The sequence below is a fragment of the Gordonia sp. 135 genome (genome assembly GCF_009720185.1).
GTDB classification, from domain to species: domain Bacteria; phylum Actinomycetota; class Actinomycetes; order Mycobacteriales; family Mycobacteriaceae; genus Gordonia; species Gordonia alkanivorans.
Genome location: NZ_CP046257.1, coordinates 3,634,411 through 3,654,478 on the forward strand (window position 1 = coordinate 3,634,411; position 20,068 = coordinate 3,654,478).

Sequence of the window (20,068 nt, forward strand, 5' to 3'; positions counted from 1 at the left end):
CAGCGACTCCGGCGCGGTCAACCCGCCATGGCCGGGAACGAGAGAGTCACCAGCATCAACGCGAAGAGGAACCACGCGGCGCCCTGCCACATCGGCCAGGTTCCGCCGCGGCGGTAGGTGCGGTAGGCGATGACCAGCGCGCCGAGACCACCGAGGACGAATACGCCGGGAACCAGGGATGCGAGGACGATGTTCGTGCGATCGACGGCGAGGAAGATCGCACACGCGATGGCTCCGACTCCGACGACGGCGGCCACGTAGAGGGCTGCGGACCGGTAACTGCCGGTGTCCTGCCACCTCTTCTCGACGTCCTGTCGCCCGCGGTCGGTGGGATTCTGTACGTCGTTCATGCCGATGGCATACCCATGCCGACCTGCGCACGAAACCCCCAACCCCGGTGAGTAGCACTACTCATGTCCCGTGGACCTCGAGGAGACAGGGTCATTCCATGACCACATCCAGCAGCACGTTCGGGGGCGATCCGGGCGCCGCGACACTCGCGCGGATCTCCACCGAGTTCGATGCCATCGCCCGCCAGATGTCCACCGTCTCGGCCGAGTTCGCCGAACTGCGGCGGATCGTCGCAGATGTCGAGGGTCCTGCCGGCGACGCCGCGCGGCCCGACCGTCCGGTACAGTCGAAACCTCTCCAGCAGGAGCATCCGGCCGGACCGCTCACCCCGCCGACCGTGGCCCCGGCACCCGCACCTCCGATGGGCCCGCCGCCGGCCAACCCGCAACCGGCAACTCAGTGGGCGTCACCCGGACGTCCGCCGAATCAGGGTTCGTACGCCTACGGACCGCCCATCCCGCCGGCTCCGTCACGTCCGGGGCCGCATCCCGCGTACGGTCCGATGGTGCGACCGCCGGCCGCTCCTCCGCAGCCGCGTCCCCCCGCGCGCCCGTTGTCCGAGCGTGTCGCCGCGGCCGCCGAGCGAGGTCTGATCGGCAAGATTCTCGCCACCGCCGGTGTGGGCGTCACATTGATCGGCATCGCCCTGCTGCTGGTCCTGGCCGCACAGGCCGGCATCCTGCGCCCAGAGTTCCGCGTTGCGGGCGGCGCGATGCTCGCGACTGCGCTCGTCGGCACCGCGATCTGGTTGCGCCGCAAGCCGGATGGCCGGATCGGCGCGATCGCCACGGCCGCAACAGGAATTGCGGCCGGCTATCTCGACGTCCTGGCCGCCACCAAGATCTACGAGTGGCTGCCCATCGTGGCGGGACTGACCGTCGCCGGGATCGTTGCGGCCGGCGGCCTGGTCCTCGCATATCGCTGGCGCAGTGAACATCTCGGCCTGCTCGTGGTGGTTCCGCTCATCGTTCTCGGTCCGATGCTGACCGGCGGTCTCGACATGACCCTGATCGCATTCATGGTGGTTCTCGCCGCTGCGTCGGCGTGGGTTCAGTGGGGCCGCGACTGGATCTGGTTGCACACCGTGCGACTGGCCGCGCCCACGATCCCGCTCACCGTCGTCGGCTTGGCCGCCCTGGGCGGAACGAGCACCACGAACACCGGATTCCAGTTCGCCGGTGCCGCACTCGTCGTGATCGTCCTCGGGTTCGCGGGCGCGCTCGTGGCGATGCCCACCACCCGATTCCGTGAGCTGTTCGCAGGTCTGGCGTCGGCCACGACGATCCCGGTCCTGTTCGCCGGTGCGGTCCTGGACACCGCGGGTGCGGTTGCGCTGCAGGCGGCGGTCGCCGTGCTCGTCATCGGTGTCGCCGTCACCTGCTCGGCGGTCCGGACCGAGCACTTCGAACTCCCCGACGTGGTCGCTCAGATCTGGACCGCGACCTCGCTCGTCGTACTGTTCGTCGCGATCCTCGTGTGCTTCGACGGCACGGTGGCGGTGTCCGCGGTGCTCGGCCTCGCGACGGTGACCGCCCTGGTCGCCCGTGCCTGGTCGGCGACGTCGCTGGTCCTGCTGGCCGGGAGCACGGTGATCTGGGGCATCGGTTTCGCGGCACTGCTCGACGACATGCCGCCCTACGTCCTGGCCCAGGCGCGACTGGTCGAGGACAACGCCTCCCTGTCGATCCTGGTGGGCAGCATGCTCGCCGCCGTCGGGGCCATCGCGATTGCCGTCGGGTGGACCCGGCTGACCGCTGGGGATCTGGCCCGTGTCGCCTACGCCGCGGCTGGCGTGGTCGTGGTGTACGCGGTGACCGCCATCAGCGTGAACGCCGGGGTGTTGTTCGCCGGGGCCGACGGATTCCTCGGCGGGCATGTCGTCGCGACCACCTGCTGGGTCGTTCTCGCCGGCGCGGCGCTGGCCTTCGCCCGGCGCCATACCGGCAACGAGCGCACCGCCGCGGTCACCGGCGGTCTGGTGCTCGTCGCCGCGGCGATGGCCAAGCTGTTCCTGTTCGACCTTGCCACCCTCGACGGGATCTTCCGGGTCCTCGTGTTCATCGTGACGGGCCTGATCCTGCTGGGGCTCGGCGCCTGGTATGCCAGGGCGCTCCAGGGCGAACGCGTCCCGGGGTCGCCGACGACAACCCCGGGAGCGGATACTCCGGTCAGACCGTCTTGACGCTCTCGATCTCGGCGGGTGCCGCGACGTCGACCTCGGCCGTCTCATCATGGGAGACGGGCCGACGGTCGGCGGCGGTGCGTGCGTGGGTGATGTAGATCGTGAGCCCGACGAAGGTGAGACCACCGACGAGATTACCGATGACCGTGGGGATCTCGTTCCAGACGAGGTAGTCGCCGATCGAGAAGTCGCCACCGAGCATCAGACCCGAGGGGAACAGGAACATGTTGACGATCGAGTGCTCGAATCCCATGTAGAAGAACACCATCACCGGCATCCACATGGCGAGAACCTTGCCGGGCAACGACGTCGACATCATCGCTCCGACGACACCGGTGGACACCATCCAGTTACACAGGACGCCACGGATGAACAGCGTGAGCATCCCGGCGGCGCCGTGCTCGGCATATCCGACGGTCCGGCTGTGCCCGATCTCGCCGAGCTGCCGGCCCACCTCGTCCGGGTCGACACTGAAGCCGTAGGTCACGATCACCGCCATCATCACCGCGACGGTGAAGGCGCCCAGGAAGTTCCCCAGGAACACCCAACTCCAATTGCGCAGCATGGATTTCACCGTCACACCGCGTCGTTTGTCGATCAGGGCGAGCGGGACGAGCGTGAACACCCCGGTGAGCAGGTCGAAACCCATCAGATACAGCAGACAGAAGCCGACCGGGAACAGCAACGCCCCGAGCAGTGGTTCACCGGTGCGGACGGTGACCGTCACAGCGAATGCGGCCGCGAGAGCAAGGATCGCTCCGGCCATGTAAGCGCGGATGATCGTGTCGCGGGTGGACAGGAACACCTTCGCCTCACCGGCGTCCACCATCTTCACCGCGAATTCGGACGGATTCACATAAGACAAGACATTCTCCCCGAGCGTTTCGATTCGTGACTCTTGTCCCCCATCGAAACGAGGCCACATGTCGTGGAGGTGTCGTCGGGACGACCCGGTGTTACATCGACCTCTCTCGAGCGGTTCGCCGCGGTGATGTTTCACCGCGATTACCTCTTCCTCGTACCGCCGTGTCCGTCGTGTGAACTCTTCGGCTGAGTCCGGCAGCACCTTGGAAATCCGCCGGCACGTGCGCATGGTGGAGATCACCCTCGACGTATCAACAGGATTCGACCAGATCGCCGATCCCCGCGTCGACGGGCATCACCGAACCGACCGAGGAGACACGATGACCACCCCGATCATGCCGAAGTCCGACGCCGCCGACCTCATCGTCGCGGCCCGAATCCGGCAGGGACTCACCTGGGCAGCGATCGCCGAGAAGATCGACGCGCCGCTGGTGTGGACGGTCGCGGCCCTGCTCGGCAAACATCCCGTCCCGGCGGACAAGGCCACCGCGGTGGTCGAGATGCTCGGCCTCGGCGAGGGCGTCGCCGAGAGCCTGCGCCGACAACCGACCCGGACCCCCGACGAAGCCGCGACCAGCGACCCCACGATCTACCGCTTCTACGAGGCCCTGGACGTCTACGGTCCGGCGCTCAAGGAACTCATCCACGAGGAGTTCGGCGACGGGATCATGAGCGCGATCAACTTCAAGGTCGACATCGCGCGTCGCGCCGACCCGGGTGGCGACCGCGTCGTCGTGACCTTCGACGGGAAGTTCCTCGACTACAACTGGTGACCGCCTCGTCGGCCTCGCCGCCGTTCTGTGGTGCTCAGGCTCGTTCGACCGGCATCCAGATCTCGGCGTCGGCGTACGACGCGGTCAGTTCGAGGTAGCGCACGAATGTGGGGCCGGGCCGCAGTCGCCACGGATTCGACGGGAACCACTCGGTGGCCGTCGCGGCCCAGGTCTTCTGGAGCGTCTGCGGGAACGGACCGGACGACCGAAATGTGGCCCACGCCCCGGCGGTCACCGGGATGCCCGACAGGTCCGCCGGCACCGTCGAATCGTGCTGCAGCGCAACACCGTGCAGGTAGGTGACCAGTATCCCTTCGGGCGCGTCGGGCTCGCTTCCGTCCGTGATGGCCAGGATGCCGGCGGGTTCGGTGTCGTTGAGCGACTTGAGTCGGGCGTGTTCCTCGGGCGCGATCGACGCGATGTGCTGCTGGATGTGCGGATTGACCCCCTCGTAGATGAGCGGCACCTGTGCTGCGTGCCCGGCGAGTACGAATGCGGGTCGGTCGGTGATCGTGACGTCCATGGGACGACTCCCTTCGACGATCAGGCGAAACCTGAGTACGGCTTGTGTTTCGAAAGGACCGCCATGTGCCCGCACGTCCGACGGTGACACTCCATGAACCGTGCGAAAGGCCCGGCCGAACGCCTCGACCGACGAATAGCCGTAGCGCACCGCGAGATCCAGCAGGCCGGTGTGGCTGCTCACGAGATCCGTTGCCGCGAGGGTCATCCGACGACGCCGCACGTACTCCGAGAACGGCATCCCGGCCAGCGAGGCGAACATCCGACGCAGGTGATACTCCGTCGTCCCGTGGGACCGGGCGAATCCGGCCAGGTCGATGGGCTCGTCGGTGGTCCGGTCGACGAGGTCGACGAGTGCGTTGAGCGTGCCGATCATGGCTCTCCTTTCGTCCACGATCATGGTCCCTCTGCATGGCCCCGGACCCGATCGTTCCGGGCAGGAATTATCAGCGCGTTCCATAGCTCCGACTCGCGCCCACCGCGGCTTCGAGCTATGAAACGGCGCCGCGCAGATCACTCGCTCGAACTTTTCGTCTGACACCCCTTGTATTGAATTGAACCCAGTCGCATACTCAGGTATGGGCACGTCAGACCCGCAGTCCTCCGCAGCCACCGCGACGCGGAGAAGCTACGACTCGTCACTGCGACGTGACCAGGCGGCTGAAACCCGCGCACGTGTGCTCGACACGGCCATCAGGATGTTCGCCGAGCGTGGATGGTCGGTCGGGGTACGCGAGATCGCGGCCGGGGCCGGCGTGTCCTTCGAGACCGTCTATGCCAAATTCGGCTCGAAGACAAGGCTTTTCCTCGCCGCGTTCGACGTGGCGGTCGTCGGGGACGATCGTCCGGTCCCCCTCGTCGAGCGCCCGGGGTTCGCCGCGATGTCCGCCGGCAATCGTCGTGAACGTGCGGCAGCCGGCGCCGCCCTGGCCGCCGAGGTCTACGGCAGAACCGCGGGTCTGTACCGCGCGCTGCGGGAAGGCGCCTCTTTCGACCCCGAACTCGCCGCCCGGCTCGCCGACGCGTACCGCCGTCAACGGTCGGACGTGCGGACCGCCGGCGAATCGATCGCCGGACGCACGCTCACCGACGACGAAGCCGGGGGGCTGTGGGCGGTGATCAGCACCGAGGTCTACGACCTGCTCGTCAACAACGCCGGATGGAGCCAGACGCGCTATCAAAACTGGCTCGCCGACGCCACCCTGCGGCTGCTCGGTCCAAATTGACTCCAGCCCTTCGAATGAGAGGACAGCGCCATGTCCACCACCCCGCACGAACCCGCCGACACCCGGAGCATGGGCGTCGTGCACAGCGCGCTCCGCCGCGACTTAAGGCGTGCCCGTGTCGTTCTCACGTCACCGCCCTATCCCGAAGACGCCCGACGACGCGCCCTCGCCGACCACCTCACGTGGATGATGCACTTCCTCCATCTCCACCACACCGGCGAGGACGAGGGACTGTGGCCGCTCATCCGGTCGCGAAACCCCGGTGCCGCAGCACTTCTCGATGACATGGAAGCCGACCACCTTCGCATCGCCCCCGCCGTCGACGCTTTGGTCGACGCCGCCTCTGCCTACCGCACGGACGCGGAGGCACGGAACACGCTTCTCGACGCGCTGGATCGGCTCTCCGAAGTCCTACTCCCCCACCTCGAACGAGAGGAGCTCGAGGCGATGCCGGTCGTCGCGGCCACGATCAGCACCGCGGAGTATCGCGATGTCGAACACGAATACTTCGTCAAACCAAAGGGATTCGTCGAACTCGGCCGGGAGGGGCATTGGGCCATCGACGGTCTCAGTGATGACGATCGGGCATTGATCCTCGGCGTGGTGCCGGCCGTACCGAGGTTCATCCTCGTCCACGGCTTCGCGCGGGGTTACCGACGCCGCGCCGAACTCATCTGGGGACACGGCGGGGCGTCGAGGATCGGCCCGGTCACCGTCGGCGCGAAGAGCGCATCATGACGCGGCGCGTGGCCCACCATGGACGCACAGAGTCGTATGCCGAAGCGCCGCCCGAGGCCGTCTTCGACATCGTCTCCGATGTGACGCGGGTCGGCGAGTGGAGTCACGAGTGCCGCGGCGCGCACTGGGTCGGTCCAGAGCAGGCAGCGGCGCCGGGCGTCCGCTTCCGCGGCACCAACAAGTCCGGCATCTACCTGTGGAGCCGGTCGTGTGTGTTCACCACCGTCGAGCGACCACATCTACTGTCCTGGAAGACCACCGGGCTGATGGGCAAGATCGACAGCACCGAATGGCGGATCACGCTCGAACCGGAAGCGGGCGGCACGCGGATCGTGCAGGCCTACGACGTGCTCCATGTCGCACCGGGTTTCGACCGCATCTACTGGCTCCTGATCAAGGGGCACCGCGATCGGCGGGCCGCACTCGCCGAGGACCTCGATCGACTGGCCGCACTCGCCGCAGCCCGCCCGCGCAAACCACTCCCGACCCACGACGCGTGACGACCATTCCGAGAAACACCTGAAGCCCACCATCTGAGCTGTCAGGAAGTTCGCAGGTAATCAGCGGCTTGTTCTCAAGGAGCACCGGCATCGTGGTGCCGTGAACGCACCTCAGTCCCCCGACCGCACCCCCACCGCGCCGCTGGGTCAGCCCGGCCCGCCCCTGCCCCCGTACGGCGGCTGGGACGGTCCGCCCGTCGATCCGGTACCCGCGCCCGGCTCGCCATCCCCGTCGCCACGCCCCCGTACCGTGACGAAGCCGATCATCGTGACCGCTCTGCTCGCGGGCCTCCTCGGCGGCGCCATCGGTGTCGGCGGGAGCGCGCTACTCGACCACCAGGCCACACCGACTGCGCCGGTACTCAGCTCGCAACCCGCGAACACGGTGAACGCGGCCGACGTCAAGCCCGGGTCGGTGACCTACGCGGCACAGGTTGCGTCCAAATCGACCGCGGACATCAAGGTGCAGATGGCGCAGGGCACAGCGGTGGGCAGCGGCATCGTCCTCTCCTCGGACGGATATGTCCTGACCAACAACCATGTGGTGGCAGGGGCCGGATCGGGTAGCAAGATCGTGGTGTCCACCAGCGACGGAAAGCAATATCCCGCTACGATCACCGGCACCTCCCCGTCGTACGACCTCGCGGTGATCAAGCTCGACGGCGCGTCGGGCCTCACCCCGGCGATTCTCGGTGACTCGGATGCCCTGCAGGTCGGCGAACAGGTGGTGGCCGTGGGTAGCCCCGACAGCCTCTCCAACACGGTGACCTCCGGCATCGTCAGCGCACTCTCGCGGACCGTGGCCGCCGGCGACGAGAGCGGTTCCGGGGTCACCGTCTACAACGGCTTGCAGACCGACACCCCCATCAACCCGGGCAATTCCGGTGGGCCGCTGGTGAACCTGCAGGGCCAGGTGGTCGCGGTGAACTCAGCCGTCGACACCGGGCAGGCCTCCTCCGGTGGCCCGCAGTCCTTCGGACTCGGCTTCGCAATCCCGATCAACACCGCCGAACGCATCGCGAACCAGTTGCTGAAGGACGGGGAGGCAACGAAACCCGTTCTGGGAGTGTCTGGTTCGTTGTCGTCGTCGGACCGGGAGGACGGCGCGACGGTAACGGTCCAGAAGGGCGGGCCGGCCGCGTCGGCGGGTATCTCGAGCGGCGATGTGATCACGAAGATCGGCGACACTCCGGTCGCCGACTACGCCGACCTGATGGCACAGGTGCTGACGCACGCACCGGGCGAGACGGTACCCGTGACGATCGGTTCCGGTTCCGGCGCCCGCACGGTCAAGGTGAAGCTGGGGAGCACCGTCGACAAGCAGCAGACGACGGTCCCCGAGTCCGACGGACAGTCCGGAGGATCACGTCTTCCCTTCGGCGGCAACCCGTTCGGTCAGTTGCCCTGACCGGATGAGTTCAGCCGACGGTGATCGCATCGGGGCGGTCAGGTCCGGTTCTCCTCGCCGACGACGCCGATGTCCTCGTTCCACAGGCCAGGATTGGTCGCGATGAAGTCCGACATCATCGTGTAGCAGCGTTCGTCATCGAGGATCGTGACCGAGATCCCGAGCTCGGCGAGCCAGTCCTGTCCGCCCTGGAAGGAACGGTTCTCCCCGATCACCACTGCTCCGATGCCGAACTGCCGGATCAGTCCGCTGCAGTACCAGCACGGTGCGAGCGTGGTGACCATGATCGTCGACGAGTAGTCCCGTTGCCGGCCGGCTGCACGGAAGGCGTCGGTCTCACCGTGCACCGACGGGTCGTCGTGTTGGACACGGCGATTACGCCCCTCCCCGAGCAGGGTCCCGTCGGCGGCGAACAGTGCGGCACCGATCGGGATGCCGCCCTCGTCGAGACCCAGTCGGGCCTGCTGGTAGGCGGTGTCCAGCAGGAGCGATAAATCGATACCTGAGGCGTCGGTGCGGGAACTCATACCGCAAGGTTGCCGATCCGACGGTCACCAAGCAACCAGTACGTCGTCCTGCCCAACCTCGCCGATCACACGTGCCTGACGGCCGTCTCGGGTTCTTCCTCCACCTCATCGGACCGGCGTCGATGCAGCACGACGCCGATCGTCACGATCACCACAGCCGACAGCGCCGACAACCCGATGGCCTCCCGCTGCTCGGCGGCGAAGGCCATCAGCACCAGGACACCGACGATGAACACCATCACCACGATCGTCAGGTACGGGAACAGCCACATCCGGACAGGCGGCTGCTCTCCTCGGGCCCGCAGCGACCGACCGAGCACCAGCTGACTCGCGGAGACGCTCAGGTAGACGAACAGCGCGACCGCGCCGCTCGTCGCGAGGAGGTAGCCGAAGATCTTGTCAGGCAACACATAGTTGCCGATGACGGCGACGAACCCGACGACCATCGACGCCAGCACCGCGACCCACGGGACGCCGTTGCCGGTCAGCGAACGGACCGCCTGTGGGGCGTCGCGTCGCCTGCCGAGCGAATACAGCATCCGCGAGGCGGTGTAGAGCGCGGAGTTCAGGCACGACGCCACGGCCGTCAGGATCACGAGGTCCATGATGAATGCCGACCCGGGCAGGCCGATCGCCTCCAGCACCGACTGATACGAACCGTCGGACAGCTGGTTGTACGGCATCAGCGCCACGACGACAAAGATCGAGCCGAGGTAGAAGAGCGAGATCCGCCAGATCACCGAGTTCACGGCCTTGGTGATGCCGCGCTTCGGATCGGGTGATTCCGCGGCCGCGATCGTGACGATCTCGGTGCCCATGAACGAGAACATCGTCACCAGAAGTCCCGCGATGACCGCACCGAAACCGTTGGGCATGAAGCCATCCGGCTCCCACAGATGATGGAGACCGCTCACCCCCGAATGAGGGATGAGGCCGAGGATCGCCAGGATGCCCACCACGATGAACGCCACGATGGCCACGACCTTGATGAGCGCGAACCAGAACTCGAACTCGCCGTAGTTGCCGACGCTGATCAGGTTGGTGACGGTCAATGCGACCGTCACGGCAAGCGCCCAGATCCACTGGGCACCGCCGATCAGGTCGGTCAGGATGGCGGCTGCCGCGGTCGCCTCGACCGGGATCACCAGCACCCAGAACCACCAGTACAGCCAGCCGACGGAGAACCCGGCCCACCTGCCCAGGGCACGGTCGGCGTAGACGGAGAACGAGCCGGTGTCGGGGTCGGCGGTCGCCATCTCGCCGAGCATCCGCATGACCAGCACGACGAGCGTGCCGGCCAGCGCATACGAGATCAGCACGGCCGGGCCGGCCTTCTCGATCGCATTCGCCGAGCCGACGAACAGACCGGCGCCGATGACCCCGGCGATGGAGATCATCGTGATGTGGCGGGGCTTGAGGCTCGATCCGAGCCGGTCGGCCGGCGGGCCGGAGGCGCTCACTCGCGCCGGGGTTTCACTCATCGCGGCATCGCTTCCATCCGTGTGTTCCACGCCACGACGGGCGCCGCCCCCGGATGTGCCCAACCGGTGCGCCTCCGAAACCTGACCGGCCGTCTCATAGCTCGAACCCGCGCCCAGGCGATTTCGAACTATGGATCGAAGGCATCGCGTTCGAACCGTCGCCATCGTCGTTCTGTCCGCGCTCACCGGGACAGGATTCCGCCGCTGGGGCTGCCTGATCTGTGCCGACGTGCGCTGGCTCAATCTGTCGACGGGCTCGAGTGGGGCGGCCCGGATGTCGAACGGCCTGAACGGTTTCCCACCGGAAGCGGTACTACCAACCGGGACCGGACAGGTTGTTCTCACGATGCTCCAGGGAACCCCGGGGGACGTGACGTCCGGCTTCGCGACGTTCTTCGTGCCCTGAGCGTCAAACCTTCGTCAGATCCTGCGCGAGCATCACGATGATGTCGCTGGGGCCGCGGAGGTAGGAGAGCTTGTAGATGTTCTCGTAGTTCGCGACGCCCCGCAGCGGATGGCAGCCGTGCTTCGCGGCGATCTCGAGCGCCGCGTCGATGTCGTCGACGGAGAAGGCAACGCGGTGCATGCCGATCTCGTTGGGCAGCGTCGGCGTCGTCTCGATGGCGGCGGGGTGGATGTACTCGAAGAGCTCGAGTTGCCCCTGCCCGCCCGGCGTCTGCAGCATCGCGACCTTGGCGTGGTTGCCGTCGAGACCGACTGCGATGGAAGCCCATTCGCCGCTGACCTCGTCACGTCCGACGACGCTGAGGCCGAGGTCGGTGAAAAAGGCGATCGCCGCCTCGATGTCGCGGACCGCGATTCCGACGTTCTCGAGTTTGATAGCCATGTCGCCACGGTAGCTCTGCGCCCAGATCCGTAGCGCGAAATCGCCGTCAGATCTAAGGCTATAGATCTCGGACGGGAGGGCATCGGACCGTTGACCATGGCTCACGGAACTGCACCCGGCGGGACCCGCCACATCTGCGAAGCAACCGGCGAACCGCTGGTCGGCGGCCCCGTGGGACGCGGCTCGCGGTCGTGATGAACGCGTGGAACCGCGTCGCGATTCGGAGCGACTACCCCGTCGCACCGTGACGCTGAGCAGCCGTTGCGTTGTGTGCCGCAGACCGCGACAAAACGCAACGAGAACTCACAGAACCTTCTTCACCACGCTCGACTTCAGTTGCATCTGGCCGAAATCCGGGATCTTCGCGTCGATGTCGTGGTCACCGACGCCGTCGGAGATGAGCCGGATGTTGCGCACCTTGGTGCCGATCTTGATGACGCCGCCGCCACCGCCCTTGACCTTGACGGTCTTGACGATGGTCACGGTGTCGCCGTCGGCGAGCACGTTGCCGACCGAATCCTTGATCACCGCATCAGCCGCAGCTTCGGCGGCTTCGGAGGCCGACCACTCATGCCCACACATCGGGCACACCAGGAGTGCGCCCTGCTCGTAGGTGAATTCCTGCGAGCACTCCGGGCAGGGCGGCAACTGGTCAGACATTGAAGCGGAACTCAACCACATCGCCGTCCTGCATGATGTAGTCCTTGCCCTCCATCCGGACCTTGCCGGCAGCCTTGGCCGCGGCCATCGAGCCGGCTTCGTCGAGGTCGGCGAAGGACACGATCTCGGCTTTGATGAAGCCCTTCTCGAAGTCGGTGTGGATGACTCCGGCGGCCTTGGGTGCGGTGTCGCCCTGACGGATCGTCCAGGCGCGCGACTCCTTGGGGCCTGCGGTGAGGTAGGTCTGCAGGCCGAGGGTATGGAAACCGGCGCGGGCCAGCGACGTCAGGCCGGGCTCGTTCTGGCCGATCGAGTCGAGCAGCTCCTGGGCGTCTTCTTCGTCGAGTTCGAGGAGTTCGCTCTCGACCTTCGCGTCGAGGAACACGGCGTCGGCGGGTGCGATGGCGGCACGCAGTTCGGCCTTCTTCGCATCGTCGGTGAGCACGCCCTCGTCGGAGTTGAAGACGTAGAGGAACGGCTTGGCGGTCATCAGGTGCAGCTCGCGCACCGACGACAGGTCGAACGAATCCTTCTGCGAGAACAGCGTTTTGCCGCTATCGAGGATCTCCTGCGCCTTCTTCGCCGCCTCGAGGGCCTCGACTAGGTCCTTGTTCTTGCGCGAGTCCTTCTCGAGACGCGGAATCGCCTTCTCGAGGGTCTGCATGTCGGCGAGGATCAGCTCGGTCTCGATGACCTCGATGTCGGCGAACGGGTCGACGCGGCCGTCGACGTGCACGACGTCGCCGTCGTCGAAGACGCGGACGACCTGGCAGATGGCGTCGGCCTCGCGGATGTTGGCGAGGAACTGGTTGCCCATGCCCTCGCCCTCGGAGGCGCCCTTGACGATGCCGGCGATGTCGACGAACGACACCGTGGCGGGCAGGATGCGCTCGCTGCCGAAGATCTCCGCGAGACGCTTCAGTCGTGCGTCGGGCAATTCGACCACGCCCACGTTGGGCTCGATGGTGGCGAACGGGTAGTTGGCCGCCAGCACATCGTTACGGGTCAGGGCGTTGAACAGGGTCGACTTACCGACGTTGGGCAGACCGACGATTCCCAGGGTGAGACTCACGGGCGCCCAGTCTATCGGCACCGGCCGCGAGGCCCGACGCTGCGTCGGGCCTAGCTGCTCGGCTCCGATCGCCGGCCCCGTCGTCAGTCGCGGTCCAGCAGACCCTTGACCGGGTTCGGCGGGTCGTTCGGCGGTTCCTTGTCGGGGACGCCCTTCTGTTTCGTGACGGGCGCACCTTCGGGCGCCAGTGTCTCCCCGGCCCGTTCGGCGATCTGCTCGTTCAGGTAGCGCAGCACCACCGCCAGCGACGCGACCGCGGGCACCGCGAGGAAGGCACCGGTGATGCCGAACAGGGTGCCGCCCAAGGTGACCGAGAGCAGCACGATCACAGCGTGCAGATCCATCGACTTTGCCTGCAGCCAAGGCTGCAGCACGTTGCCCTCGAGCTGCTGCACCGCGAGGATGACGCCGAGCAGGATGAGTGCGGTGGTCAGGCCGTTCGACACGAGCGCGATGAGGACGGCGAGCGCGCCGGCGACGAAGGCACCGACGATCGGGATGAAGCCGCCGAGGAACGTGACGACCACCAGCACCCCGGCCAGCGGGACCCCGAGGATGAACAGGCCGAGACCGATGAGAGCGGCGTCGACGAAACTGACGACCGCCTGCGTACGGATGAAACCGCCGAGGCTGTTCCACATCCGGGTCAGCACCTCGCCGACGTGGGTACCGGAGGGCTTGCCGACCGAACGGTCGAGCCACGGCACGAACTTCGGCCCGTCCTTGAGGAAGAAGAACACCAGCACGAACGCTGTGAAGACGGTGACGAGCAGCGACGTCGCAGTGCCCACGCCGCTGAACACACCCGAGGCGATGGTCGACGCACTCGACTGCAACTTGCTGGTGATGGCATTGACGATGTTGTCGAGCTGCTCGTCCTCGATGTTGAGCGGGGGTCCCTGGACCCAGTCCTGCAGATGCCGCACGCCCTCGGTCGCACGGTTGGCGAGTTCCGGAGCCTGGGAAACGATCGACGGCACGATCAGCCCGATGACGCCACCGAGCACTCCGAGCCCGATCAGCATCATCAGCAACGACGCCGCGGCGGCCGGTACGCCACGATTGCGCATCCATCGCACCGGCGGCCACAGGATCGTGCACACGATGATGGCCAGCAGGACCGGCAGCAGGATCACCCAGAACTTGCCGAGGAGCCAGAACATCACCCAGAGGGCGGCCGCCACCAGCACGATCTGCAGACCGACGGTCGCGCAGGAGCGCAGGCCGGCCATCATCACCTGGGCGCGCGTCGGGTACGCCTTCTCCTCGACCCCGCCGAGAACGGCGTCACCCCCGAGGACGGCATCGGCCCCTACCGGGATGGAATCCGAGTTGTCGGTTCCGGCCTCGCCGTCGGCACGCTGATCATCCGAGCTGTCAGTCACCCGTGGATCTTCACACACCACGATGACATTGCGGCGTCGACGTGACGGATGGCATCGCCTCGCCAGCGCGAACGCCCTCGGGCCGGTCAGCGCCGGCGCAGTTTGCGCCCGAGGAAGCGGATCAGCGAGTTGACCGCCTCGAGTTCGGCGTCGACCTGGTTGAAGACCGGCGGAACGTCGTCCCGACCGCACATCTCGATGTCCGGCGCGTCGATCGGCCCGCTGGGCGACTCGTCGGCTCGCCCGCGGTCCCACGGCACCGGCGTGATGCCCTGCTCGGTCTCTTCCGTGAGCGCGCGCTGGATCGTCTCCGGGCCGTACAGGCCCATCATCATCTCCAGGCCCCATCCGGGTAGCCCGGCGAGGGGGAGGTCGTCATGCCGGCTTCCGCGTCGGCCATCGAACCGTGTGGACATGGCGCATATCGTGCCACAGGACTGTTACTCAGATCACATGTTCGGCGTCAGTTGCCGCGTCCGATTTCCGCCAGAACTCGTGCGTGCCGGATGTCAGAGTGGACAGGTGACCACAGCATCCGTCGAACAGACCATCCCGGGCTCGGCTCCGGACTTCGACCGCTGCTACCGCGCCGTCCAAGCCCGGGATGCACGGTTCGACGGCCAGTTCTTCGTCACCGTCCGCACCACCGGGATCTACTGCCGTCCGTCTTGTCCCGCGCAGACGCCCCGACCGCACAATGTCGCGTTCGTGTTGACCGCGGCCGCGGCCCAGCAGCAGGGCTACCGCGCCTGCCGACGATGCACCCCCGACGCCGTCCCCGGTTCGTCGCTGTGGAATGTCAACGCCGACATGTCCGCCCGCGCGATGCGTCTGATCGCCGACGGCGTGGTCGAACGTGAGGGCGTCGCCGGTCTCGCCGCGCGGCTGAAGTACTCACCCCGACACCTCAACAGAGTCCTCACCGACCACCTGGGAGCCGGTCCGCTCGCGCTCGCCCGCGCACACCGCGCCACCAACGCCCGGGTGCTGATCCAGTGCACGTCACTACCGATGTCCGACGTCGCGTTCGCCGCGGGCTTCGCCAGCATCCGGCAGTTCAACGACACCATCCGTGCCGTCTTCGGACTCACTCCGACCGAACTCCGCCGCCTCCGCAACCGGCGCGACCGCCCGCGGTCCGACGCGGCGTCCGCCCCGGGCACCGTCGCCCTGCGTCTGCCGTTCCGCTCGCCCTACCGCTGGCCCTGGATGCGCTGGTTCCTGTCCGCGCACGCGGCGGCCGGGGTCGAGACGGTGGTCGACGACGCCGACGCACCGCTCGGCTGGCGGTTCAAGCGCGTCATCGCTCTCCCGCACGGACCCGCAGTCGCCGAGATCGAACCCCACGACGACCACGTCGGTGTGGTCCTCACACATCTCGACATGCGTGATCTCGGAGCCGCGGTGAACCGCGTGCGTCGGCTCCTCGACCTCGACGCCGACATCACCGCCGCCGAAGACGCCCTCGCCGACGACCCGACGCTCCGCACGCCGATCGAGGACGCACCCGGACTTCGCGTACCGGGCAGTCTCGACGCCGCCGAGATGATCATCCGCACGATGCTCGGCCAGCAGGTCAGTCTCGCGGCCGCACGGCATCAGATCGACCGGCTCGTCGACGCGCTGGGCCAACCGCTGCACGACGCCGGGCAAACCGAGGGCGACCTCATCCTGAAGGCGTTCCCGACCGCAGCTGCCATAGCCGCCGACGGGCGGGACGTCCTACGCGGACCGCGCCGTCGCATCGACGCCGTCATCGGGGTGGCCGAGGCCCTGGCCGAAGGTCGGGTGGAACCGCATGTTGGGGTCGATGCGTCTGATCTACGTGCGCAGCTGATCGAGCTGCCCGGCATCGGCCCCTGGACCGCCGACATCGTCACCATGCGGGTGACGGGTGATCCCGACGTCCTGCTCGCGAGCGACCTGGTCGTCGCCCGGGCTGCCGCCGACCTCGGACTCGATCTGCGCGACACGCACCACTGGGCACCGTGGCGGTCGTACGCGACGGTGCACCTGTGGCGACACCGCCTCGCCGGCGACGGCGAGGACGTATGACGAGCGGATCTCCTATGACGCCCCCTCCGACACCGATTCGATCCGAACCCCGATCCGACAGGAGCGACATGTCCGCACCGTCCCCCACCGTCTCCGACGCCGACGTCAGCACGACCAACACCGGCACCGGTGGATACGCAACCGTCGACACCCCCAACGGCCCGTTCACCGTTGTCGCCGACGACTCCGAACGTGTACTCGCGTCCGGGTGGACCGACGATCCGGCGTACCTCTCCGCACTCATCCACCGGTCGTTGCGCCCGGAATCACTGCAGCGTTCCGAGACGCTGGGCAAGCTCACCGACGCGGTGTCGGCGTACTACGCGGGCGAGGTCGAGGCACCGTCCCGGGTCGAGGTGGTCCAACTCTCCGGCGGGACCTTCCTCAACAAGGCGTGGGACGCCCTGCGCCTCGTCGAACCGGGCCGGCCGGTCACCTACACCGAGTTCGCCGAGCGGGCAGGCGAACCGGCCGCCGTCCGGGCAGCGGCAACCGCGTGCGCTCGCAACGCCGCCGCACTGTTCGTGCCATGCCACCGGGTGAAGCGCAGCGACGGATCGCTGGGTGGCTTCCGCTACGGGCTGGAGACCAAGAAGTGGCTGCTCGACTTCGAGGCCCCCGCCGGGGACTGAACCGGCGCGACACCGCCCAGCCGGTTTTGTCGGAGGCATCCGACACCATCAGGGCATGATCGCAGCAGCCCTGTCACTCGTATTCGGCGTCCTGCTCGGCATCGCGCTGGGTTGGTGGGCGCACGCCGCGCGCAGCGCCGGGGTGGTCGCCGCTGCCCGCGCCGAGGTCGAGATGCTGCGCGAGGGCCGCAGCGAGGTGGCGTCGTCGTTGTCGTGGGCCACCGAGGATGCGGCACGTCGACAATCCACCGCGATCGGCGGCCAGGTGCAGCACATCGTGGAACCGCTGCGCGCCACCCTCGCCCAGCTCTCCGACGAGCTGCGCCGGGTCGAGTCCAATCGGATCGGCGCCTACGCGGGACTGACCGAGCAGGTTCGCGGCATCCATGCGGCGTCGGTTGCGCTCAACGACCAGACGCGACAGCTCGCCAACGCGCTGCACAGTTCCCATTCGCGCGGCCGGTGGGGCGAGGTACAGCTCGAACGGGTCGTCGAGCTGGCCGGTATGGCCAAGCACTGCGACTTCAGCACCCAGGTGTCGCTGCCGGACAAGACGAGGGAAGGAACGACGGTCCGGCCAGACCTCGTCGTCCACCTCGCGGGCGGACGAGACATCGTCGTCGACGCGAAGGTGCCGCTCGACGCCTATCTGCGCGCCGCGGAGTCCACCGACGCCAAGGCACGAGACCGTCTGATCGGCGAGCACGCTCGGGCTCTGCGCGCGCACATCGCGCGGTTGTCCGCGAAGGCCTATTGGACGGCCTTCGAGAACACCCCGGAGATGGTCGTGCTGTTCCTGCCCGCCGACGCGGTACTCGAGGCCGCTGTGCGCACCGACCCCGACGTCCTCGAGTACGGCTTCGCCCGCAATGTGGTGATCGCCACCCCGACCACCCTCATCGCACTGCTGCGGACCGTCGCGCTCGGCTGGCGCCACGACGCGATGGCGCGCGACGCAGCGGTGATCCACGACCTCGGCATGGAACTCCACCAGCGGCTCGCCGGTGTCCTCGGGCATCTCGGGACACTCGGCACCTCACTGCAACGCACCGTCGACGCCTACAACTCGACCATCGGCTCGGTCGAGAGCCGCCTCGGCGTCACCGCTCGACGCCTCGCCGAACTCGACGCTCTGGGCGACGTGAGCGAACCACCCCGCCCCCGGGTGATCCACGACACCTGCAGGTCCGCCGGATCCGTGGCGGCACCTGCGACGACATCGGCGGCCGCGTCCACGCCACGGTCCGGGGGTGGAGCGATTTCCGCCGATGAACCGGTACCGTGACCATGTGCCTTCCCCGCAACGTCTACAGACCGCGGTACCACTGGACCAGCAGTCCGTGATGCCCGCGGTCCGCGGAGTGCCGTGGTGGGGTGCCGTTCTCCTGGCTACCGGGATCACGGCCCTCGGCGCGGCGATCGACGCCGGCAGCAATGACTCGCTCGGCGGGATCTACAAGTTCTGCTATCTCGTCGGCTGTGTCGTCGCCGCCCTCGCCGTCCGTCGCCGCGCACTGTTCACCGCTGCCGCGCAGCCCCCACTGATCGCGTTCTTCGTCGGCATCGCCACGCTGTACGGACTCAATTCCGAGCAGGCGTCGTCCGGACTGAAGAGTCTGATCTTCAAGGTGTTGCTGCCGATCGCCGCGGATTTCCCCTGGATGCTGACGGTGTTCCTGGTGACCCTCGCGCTGGTGCTGGTCCGGTGGTTCCTGACCCGTGGCGACGACGACAAGAACTCCGGTGGCCGCGGGAAGCCGACCGGGACCCGCAGCGCATCGCGGAGCGCAGGCCGGGACAAGGCCGACCGCGCGAAGACCGGCGAAACGACCGAGCGCGCGACGACGCATCGCCGGACCAAGTCCGGCTCCGGCCAGACCGGCGCCGCACAGACCACCACGTCGCCGTCCAACCGGTCGAGGCCACAGCGGTCCCGTCCCGGCTCGGCGTCGGAGCGACCTGCCTCGTCCGAACGTCCGGCCTCGTCCGAACGTCCGGCCACGACGGCTCGTACGGCGACCGTCGAACGGACCACTGCCCAGCGGACCCCGACCAGCGCTCGCCCGACCGTCGCGGACCTCGGCGCACCCGATCTCACCCCGTCCGACGCCCCGCTCACCGGTCAGGCGGACACACCTCGCACCGAGGCCGCCGCGTCGGGTTTCCAGGCTTACGAGTCGGCCACCGACGCCGGTCCGGCCGACGTCGCCGACACCCGTTCCTGATCTGCCGGGTGGCCCTCAGCCACCGACGTTCAGTTCGATCCACTGCCCCAGCCGGCGGGCTGCGGCGTCGACCAGATCGGGCCACTCCATCGCGCCCTCGTCGGCGTTGTCGGTGACGGCCTTGACGAGCCGGCACGGGACGCCGAACTGGGCGCTCACATGGGCGACCGCACACCCCTCCATGTCGACGAGGTCGGCGTGGCGGGCGAGTTCGGCCCGACGTACCGGGTCGGCGACGAAGGTGTCCCCCGATGCGAGCACCGTGCCGTCGCCGTCCGGGAGTTCCCAGCGGTCGGTCATCTCGTAGCCCATGGCGCGCAGTTCGGCACTGCTGATGTCGTGTTCGAGCACCGCCGACGGGATGAACAGATCGCGCCCGGAACCGACGACACCGTCCCGCAGCGCACCCGCGGTACCGATGCTGATCACCTGTCGGACCGGTGCACCGGCGGCCAGCTCCCGACTCAGCGCCATCGTCGCCCGGACCTTGCCGATCCCGGTGACGAGCAACCGCGACCCGGCAGGCAGATGCCGCGCCTCGGCTCGGGTCGCCGACACGATCAGGACGCTTCCGGACACGCCGCTCCACACTCCGTCATCAGACACCGGGTGATTATCGC

At 67.7% G+C, this 20,068-nt stretch carries 22 protein-coding genes; 11 read left to right on the forward strand and 11 right to left on the reverse strand.

The genetic code is table 11. From position 1 onward, the window contains the following. Positions 1 to 17 precede the first annotated feature (17 nt). Positions 18 to 350, reverse strand: coding sequence for a hypothetical protein (locus tag GKZ92_RS16530; RefSeq protein WP_006357412.1), 333 nt, complete (start codon positions 348 to 350; stop codon positions 18 to 20). A gap of 98 nt (positions 351 to 448) precedes the next feature. Here GKZ92_RS16530 and GKZ92_RS16535 point away from each other — a divergent pair, with 98 nt between their 5' ends. Continuing rightward, on the forward strand, positions 449 to 2,533 hold the full coding sequence (locus GKZ92_RS16535) for a DUF2339 domain-containing protein (protein ID WP_035751105.1): 2,085 nt from the start codon (positions 449 to 451) through the stop codon (positions 2,531 to 2,533). On the opposite strand, the gene GKZ92_RS16540 is transcribed toward GKZ92_RS16535, so the two are convergent. Further along, the gene (locus GKZ92_RS16540) at positions 2,520 to 3,398 is read right to left on the reverse strand and encodes a formate/nitrite transporter family protein (protein ID WP_035751103.1); all 879 of its coding nucleotides are present in this window, start codon (positions 3,396 to 3,398) and stop codon (positions 2,520 to 2,522) included. The two genes, GKZ92_RS16535 and GKZ92_RS16540, sit on opposite strands and share 14 nt — an antisense overlap. Positions 3,399 to 3,717: 319 nt before the next feature. On the opposite strand from GKZ92_RS16540, the gene cynS reads away from it, so the two are divergent. After that, positions 3,718 to 4,170 (forward strand): cyanase, encoded by a 453-nt coding sequence (gene cynS, locus GKZ92_RS16545; RefSeq protein WP_006357409.1) that lies wholly within the window; start codon positions 3,718 to 3,720, stop codon positions 4,168 to 4,170. A gap of 34 nt (positions 4,171 to 4,204) precedes the next feature. On the opposite strand, the gene GKZ92_RS16550 is transcribed toward cynS, so the two are convergent. After that, complete coding sequence (locus GKZ92_RS16550; RefSeq protein WP_035751101.1) at positions 4,205 to 5,068, reverse strand: AraC family transcriptional regulator; 864 nt, start codon at positions 5,066 to 5,068, stop codon at positions 4,205 to 4,207. A 202-nt stretch (positions 5,069 to 5,270) separates the two neighbouring features. Between GKZ92_RS16550 and GKZ92_RS16555 the strand changes: the two genes are divergently transcribed. The 4 genes from GKZ92_RS16555 (at position 5,271) to GKZ92_RS16570 (ending at position 8,564) form a co-directional block, all read left to right on the forward strand. Then, positions 5,271 to 5,918: a TetR/AcrR family transcriptional regulator gene (locus GKZ92_RS16555; protein WP_035751099.1), complete on the forward strand. Its 648-nt coding sequence runs from the start codon at positions 5,271 to 5,273 to the stop codon at positions 5,916 to 5,918. Between the two features lie 30 nt (positions 5,919 to 5,948). Continuing rightward, positions 5,949 to 6,656: a hemerythrin domain-containing protein gene (locus GKZ92_RS16560; RefSeq protein WP_035751097.1), complete on the forward strand. Its 708-nt coding sequence runs from the start codon at positions 5,949 to 5,951 to the stop codon at positions 6,654 to 6,656. Further along, positions 6,653 to 7,156, forward strand: coding sequence for an SRPBCC family protein (locus tag GKZ92_RS16565; protein ID WP_035751095.1), 504 nt, complete (start codon positions 6,653 to 6,655; stop codon positions 7,154 to 7,156). The genes GKZ92_RS16560 and GKZ92_RS16565 overlap by 4 nt, the downstream gene beginning before the upstream one ends. Before the next feature lie 100 nt (positions 7,157 to 7,256). After that, the gene (locus tag GKZ92_RS16570) at positions 7,257 to 8,564 is read left to right on the forward strand and encodes a S1C family serine protease (protein WP_035751092.1); all 1,308 of its coding nucleotides are present in this window, start codon (positions 7,257 to 7,259) and stop codon (positions 8,562 to 8,564) included. Positions 8,565 to 8,602: 38 nt separating this feature from the next. Here the strand turns inward: GKZ92_RS16570 and GKZ92_RS16575 are convergent, their stop codons facing one another. After that, the gene (locus GKZ92_RS16575; RefSeq protein WP_035751348.1) at positions 8,603 to 9,091 is read right to left on the reverse strand and encodes a nucleoside deaminase; all 489 of its coding nucleotides are present in this window, start codon (positions 9,089 to 9,091) and stop codon (positions 8,603 to 8,605) included. A 65-nt stretch (positions 9,092 to 9,156) separates the two neighbouring features. Continuing rightward, positions 9,157 to 10,572: an amino acid permease gene (locus GKZ92_RS16580; protein WP_075863872.1), complete on the reverse strand. Its 1,416-nt coding sequence runs from the start codon at positions 10,570 to 10,572 to the stop codon at positions 9,157 to 9,159. A gap of 130 nt (positions 10,573 to 10,702) precedes the next feature. Here GKZ92_RS16580 and GKZ92_RS16585 point away from each other — a divergent pair, with 130 nt between their 5' ends. Then, positions 10,703 to 10,978 (forward strand): hypothetical protein, encoded by a 276-nt coding sequence (locus tag GKZ92_RS16585; RefSeq protein ID WP_075863838.1) that lies wholly within the window; start codon positions 10,703 to 10,705, stop codon positions 10,976 to 10,978. Positions 10,979 to 10,981: 3 nt separating this feature from the next. Here the strand turns inward: GKZ92_RS16585 and GKZ92_RS16590 are convergent, their stop codons facing one another. The 5 genes from GKZ92_RS16590 to GKZ92_RS16610 form a co-directional block, all read right to left on the reverse strand. Further along, positions 10,982 to 11,419 (reverse strand): VOC family protein, encoded by a 438-nt coding sequence (locus GKZ92_RS16590; protein WP_075863839.1) that lies wholly within the window; start codon positions 11,417 to 11,419, stop codon positions 10,982 to 10,984. Between the two features lie 303 nt (positions 11,420 to 11,722). Next, positions 11,723 to 12,079, reverse strand: coding sequence for a zinc ribbon domain-containing protein YjdM (locus tag GKZ92_RS16595; RefSeq protein WP_075863840.1), 357 nt, complete (start codon positions 12,077 to 12,079; stop codon positions 11,723 to 11,725). Next, on the reverse strand, positions 12,072 to 13,151 hold the full coding sequence (gene ychF, locus GKZ92_RS16600; protein WP_035751083.1) for a redox-regulated ATPase YchF: 1,080 nt from the start codon (positions 13,149 to 13,151) through the stop codon (positions 12,072 to 12,074). The genes GKZ92_RS16595 and ychF overlap by 8 nt, the downstream gene beginning before the upstream one ends. A gap of 83 nt (positions 13,152 to 13,234) precedes the next feature. Continuing rightward, positions 13,235 to 14,536, reverse strand: a complete 1,302-nt coding sequence (locus GKZ92_RS16605; protein WP_035751080.1) for an AI-2E family transporter — start codon at positions 14,534 to 14,536, stop codon at positions 13,235 to 13,237. A gap of 86 nt (positions 14,537 to 14,622) precedes the next feature. After that, complete coding sequence (locus GKZ92_RS16610; protein WP_230461821.1) at positions 14,623 to 14,952, reverse strand: hypothetical protein; 330 nt, start codon at positions 14,950 to 14,952, stop codon at positions 14,623 to 14,625. Positions 14,953 to 15,058: 106 nt separating this feature from the next. Between GKZ92_RS16610 and GKZ92_RS16615 the strand changes: the two genes are divergently transcribed. The 4 genes from GKZ92_RS16615 (at position 15,059) to GKZ92_RS16630 (ending at position 19,448) form a co-directional block, all read left to right on the forward strand. Continuing rightward, positions 15,059 to 16,591, forward strand: a complete 1,533-nt coding sequence (locus GKZ92_RS16615) for a DNA-3-methyladenine glycosylase 2 family protein (RefSeq protein WP_155225445.1) — start codon at positions 15,059 to 15,061, stop codon at positions 16,589 to 16,591. A 68-nt stretch (positions 16,592 to 16,659) separates the two neighbouring features. Beyond that, positions 16,660 to 17,223, forward strand: a complete 564-nt coding sequence (locus tag GKZ92_RS16620; RefSeq protein WP_035751074.1) for a methylated-DNA--[protein]-cysteine S-methyltransferase — start codon at positions 16,660 to 16,662, stop codon at positions 17,221 to 17,223. Between the two features lie 55 nt (positions 17,224 to 17,278). Further along, a complete protein-coding gene (locus GKZ92_RS16625; protein WP_035751071.1) occupies positions 17,279 to 18,508 on the forward strand; it encodes a DNA recombination protein RmuC in 1,230 nt (409 codons plus the stop codon). Between the two features lie 4 nt (positions 18,509 to 18,512). Beyond that, entirely contained in the window at positions 18,513 to 19,448 is a 936-nt protein-coding gene (locus tag GKZ92_RS16630; RefSeq protein ID WP_187346528.1) for a DUF6542 domain-containing protein, read from the forward strand. 15 nt (positions 19,449 to 19,463) lie between these two features. On the opposite strand, the gene GKZ92_RS16635 is transcribed toward GKZ92_RS16630, so the two are convergent. Continuing rightward, positions 19,464 to 20,027 (reverse strand): nucleosidase, encoded by a 564-nt coding sequence (locus GKZ92_RS16635; RefSeq protein ID WP_035751069.1) that lies wholly within the window; start codon positions 20,025 to 20,027, stop codon positions 19,464 to 19,466. Between the last annotated feature and the right edge of the window lie 41 nt (positions 20,028 to 20,068).

What these genes read in the sequence shown, in the direction of transcription:
- GKZ92_RS16580 (WP_075863872.1), bottom strand. Translation starts at nt 10,572, where the DNA reads ATGAGTGAAACCCCGGCGCGAGTGAGCGCCTCCGGCCCGCCGGCCGAC.
- cynS (WP_006357409.1), top strand. Translation starts at nt 3,718, where the DNA reads ATGACCACCCCGATCATGCCGAAGTCCGACGCCGCCGACCTCATCGTC.
- GKZ92_RS16595 (WP_075863840.1), bottom strand. Translation starts at nt 12,079, where the DNA reads ATGTCTGACCAGTTGCCGCCCTGCCCGGAGTGCTCGCAGGAATTCACC.
- GKZ92_RS16585 (WP_075863838.1), top strand. Translation starts at nt 10,703, where the DNA reads ATGGATCGAAGGCATCGCGTTCGAACCGTCGCCATCGTCGTTCTGTCC.
- GKZ92_RS16550 (WP_035751101.1), bottom strand. Translation starts at nt 5,068, where the DNA reads ATGATCGGCACGCTCAACGCACTCGTCGACCTCGTCGACCGGACCACC.
- GKZ92_RS16590 (WP_075863839.1), bottom strand. Translation starts at nt 11,419, where the DNA reads ATGGCTATCAAACTCGAGAACGTCGGAATCGCGGTCCGCGACATCGAG.
- GKZ92_RS16575 (WP_035751348.1), bottom strand. Translation starts at nt 9,091, where the DNA reads ATGAGTTCCCGCACCGACGCCTCAGGTATCGATTTATCGCTCCTGCTG.
- GKZ92_RS16555 (WP_035751099.1), top strand. Translation starts at nt 5,271, where the DNA reads ATGGGCACGTCAGACCCGCAGTCCTCCGCAGCCACCGCGACGCGGAGA.
- GKZ92_RS16565 (WP_035751095.1), top strand. Translation starts at nt 6,653, where the DNA reads ATGACGCGGCGCGTGGCCCACCATGGACGCACAGAGTCGTATGCCGAA.
- GKZ92_RS16535 (WP_035751105.1), top strand. Translation starts at nt 449, where the DNA reads ATGACCACATCCAGCAGCACGTTCGGGGGCGATCCGGGCGCCGCGACA.
- GKZ92_RS16530 (WP_006357412.1), bottom strand. Translation starts at nt 350, where the DNA reads ATGAACGACGTACAGAATCCCACCGACCGCGGGCGACAGGACGTCGAG.
- GKZ92_RS16625 (WP_035751071.1), top strand. Translation starts at nt 17,279, where the DNA reads ATGATCGCAGCAGCCCTGTCACTCGTATTCGGCGTCCTGCTCGGCATC.
- GKZ92_RS16560 (WP_035751097.1), top strand. Translation starts at nt 5,949, where the DNA reads ATGTCCACCACCCCGCACGAACCCGCCGACACCCGGAGCATGGGCGTC.
- GKZ92_RS16610 (WP_230461821.1), bottom strand. Translation starts at nt 14,952, where the DNA reads ATGTCCACACGGTTCGATGGCCGACGCGGAAGCCGGCATGACGACCTC.
- GKZ92_RS16620 (WP_035751074.1), top strand. Translation starts at nt 16,660, where the DNA reads ATGTCCGCACCGTCCCCCACCGTCTCCGACGCCGACGTCAGCACGACC.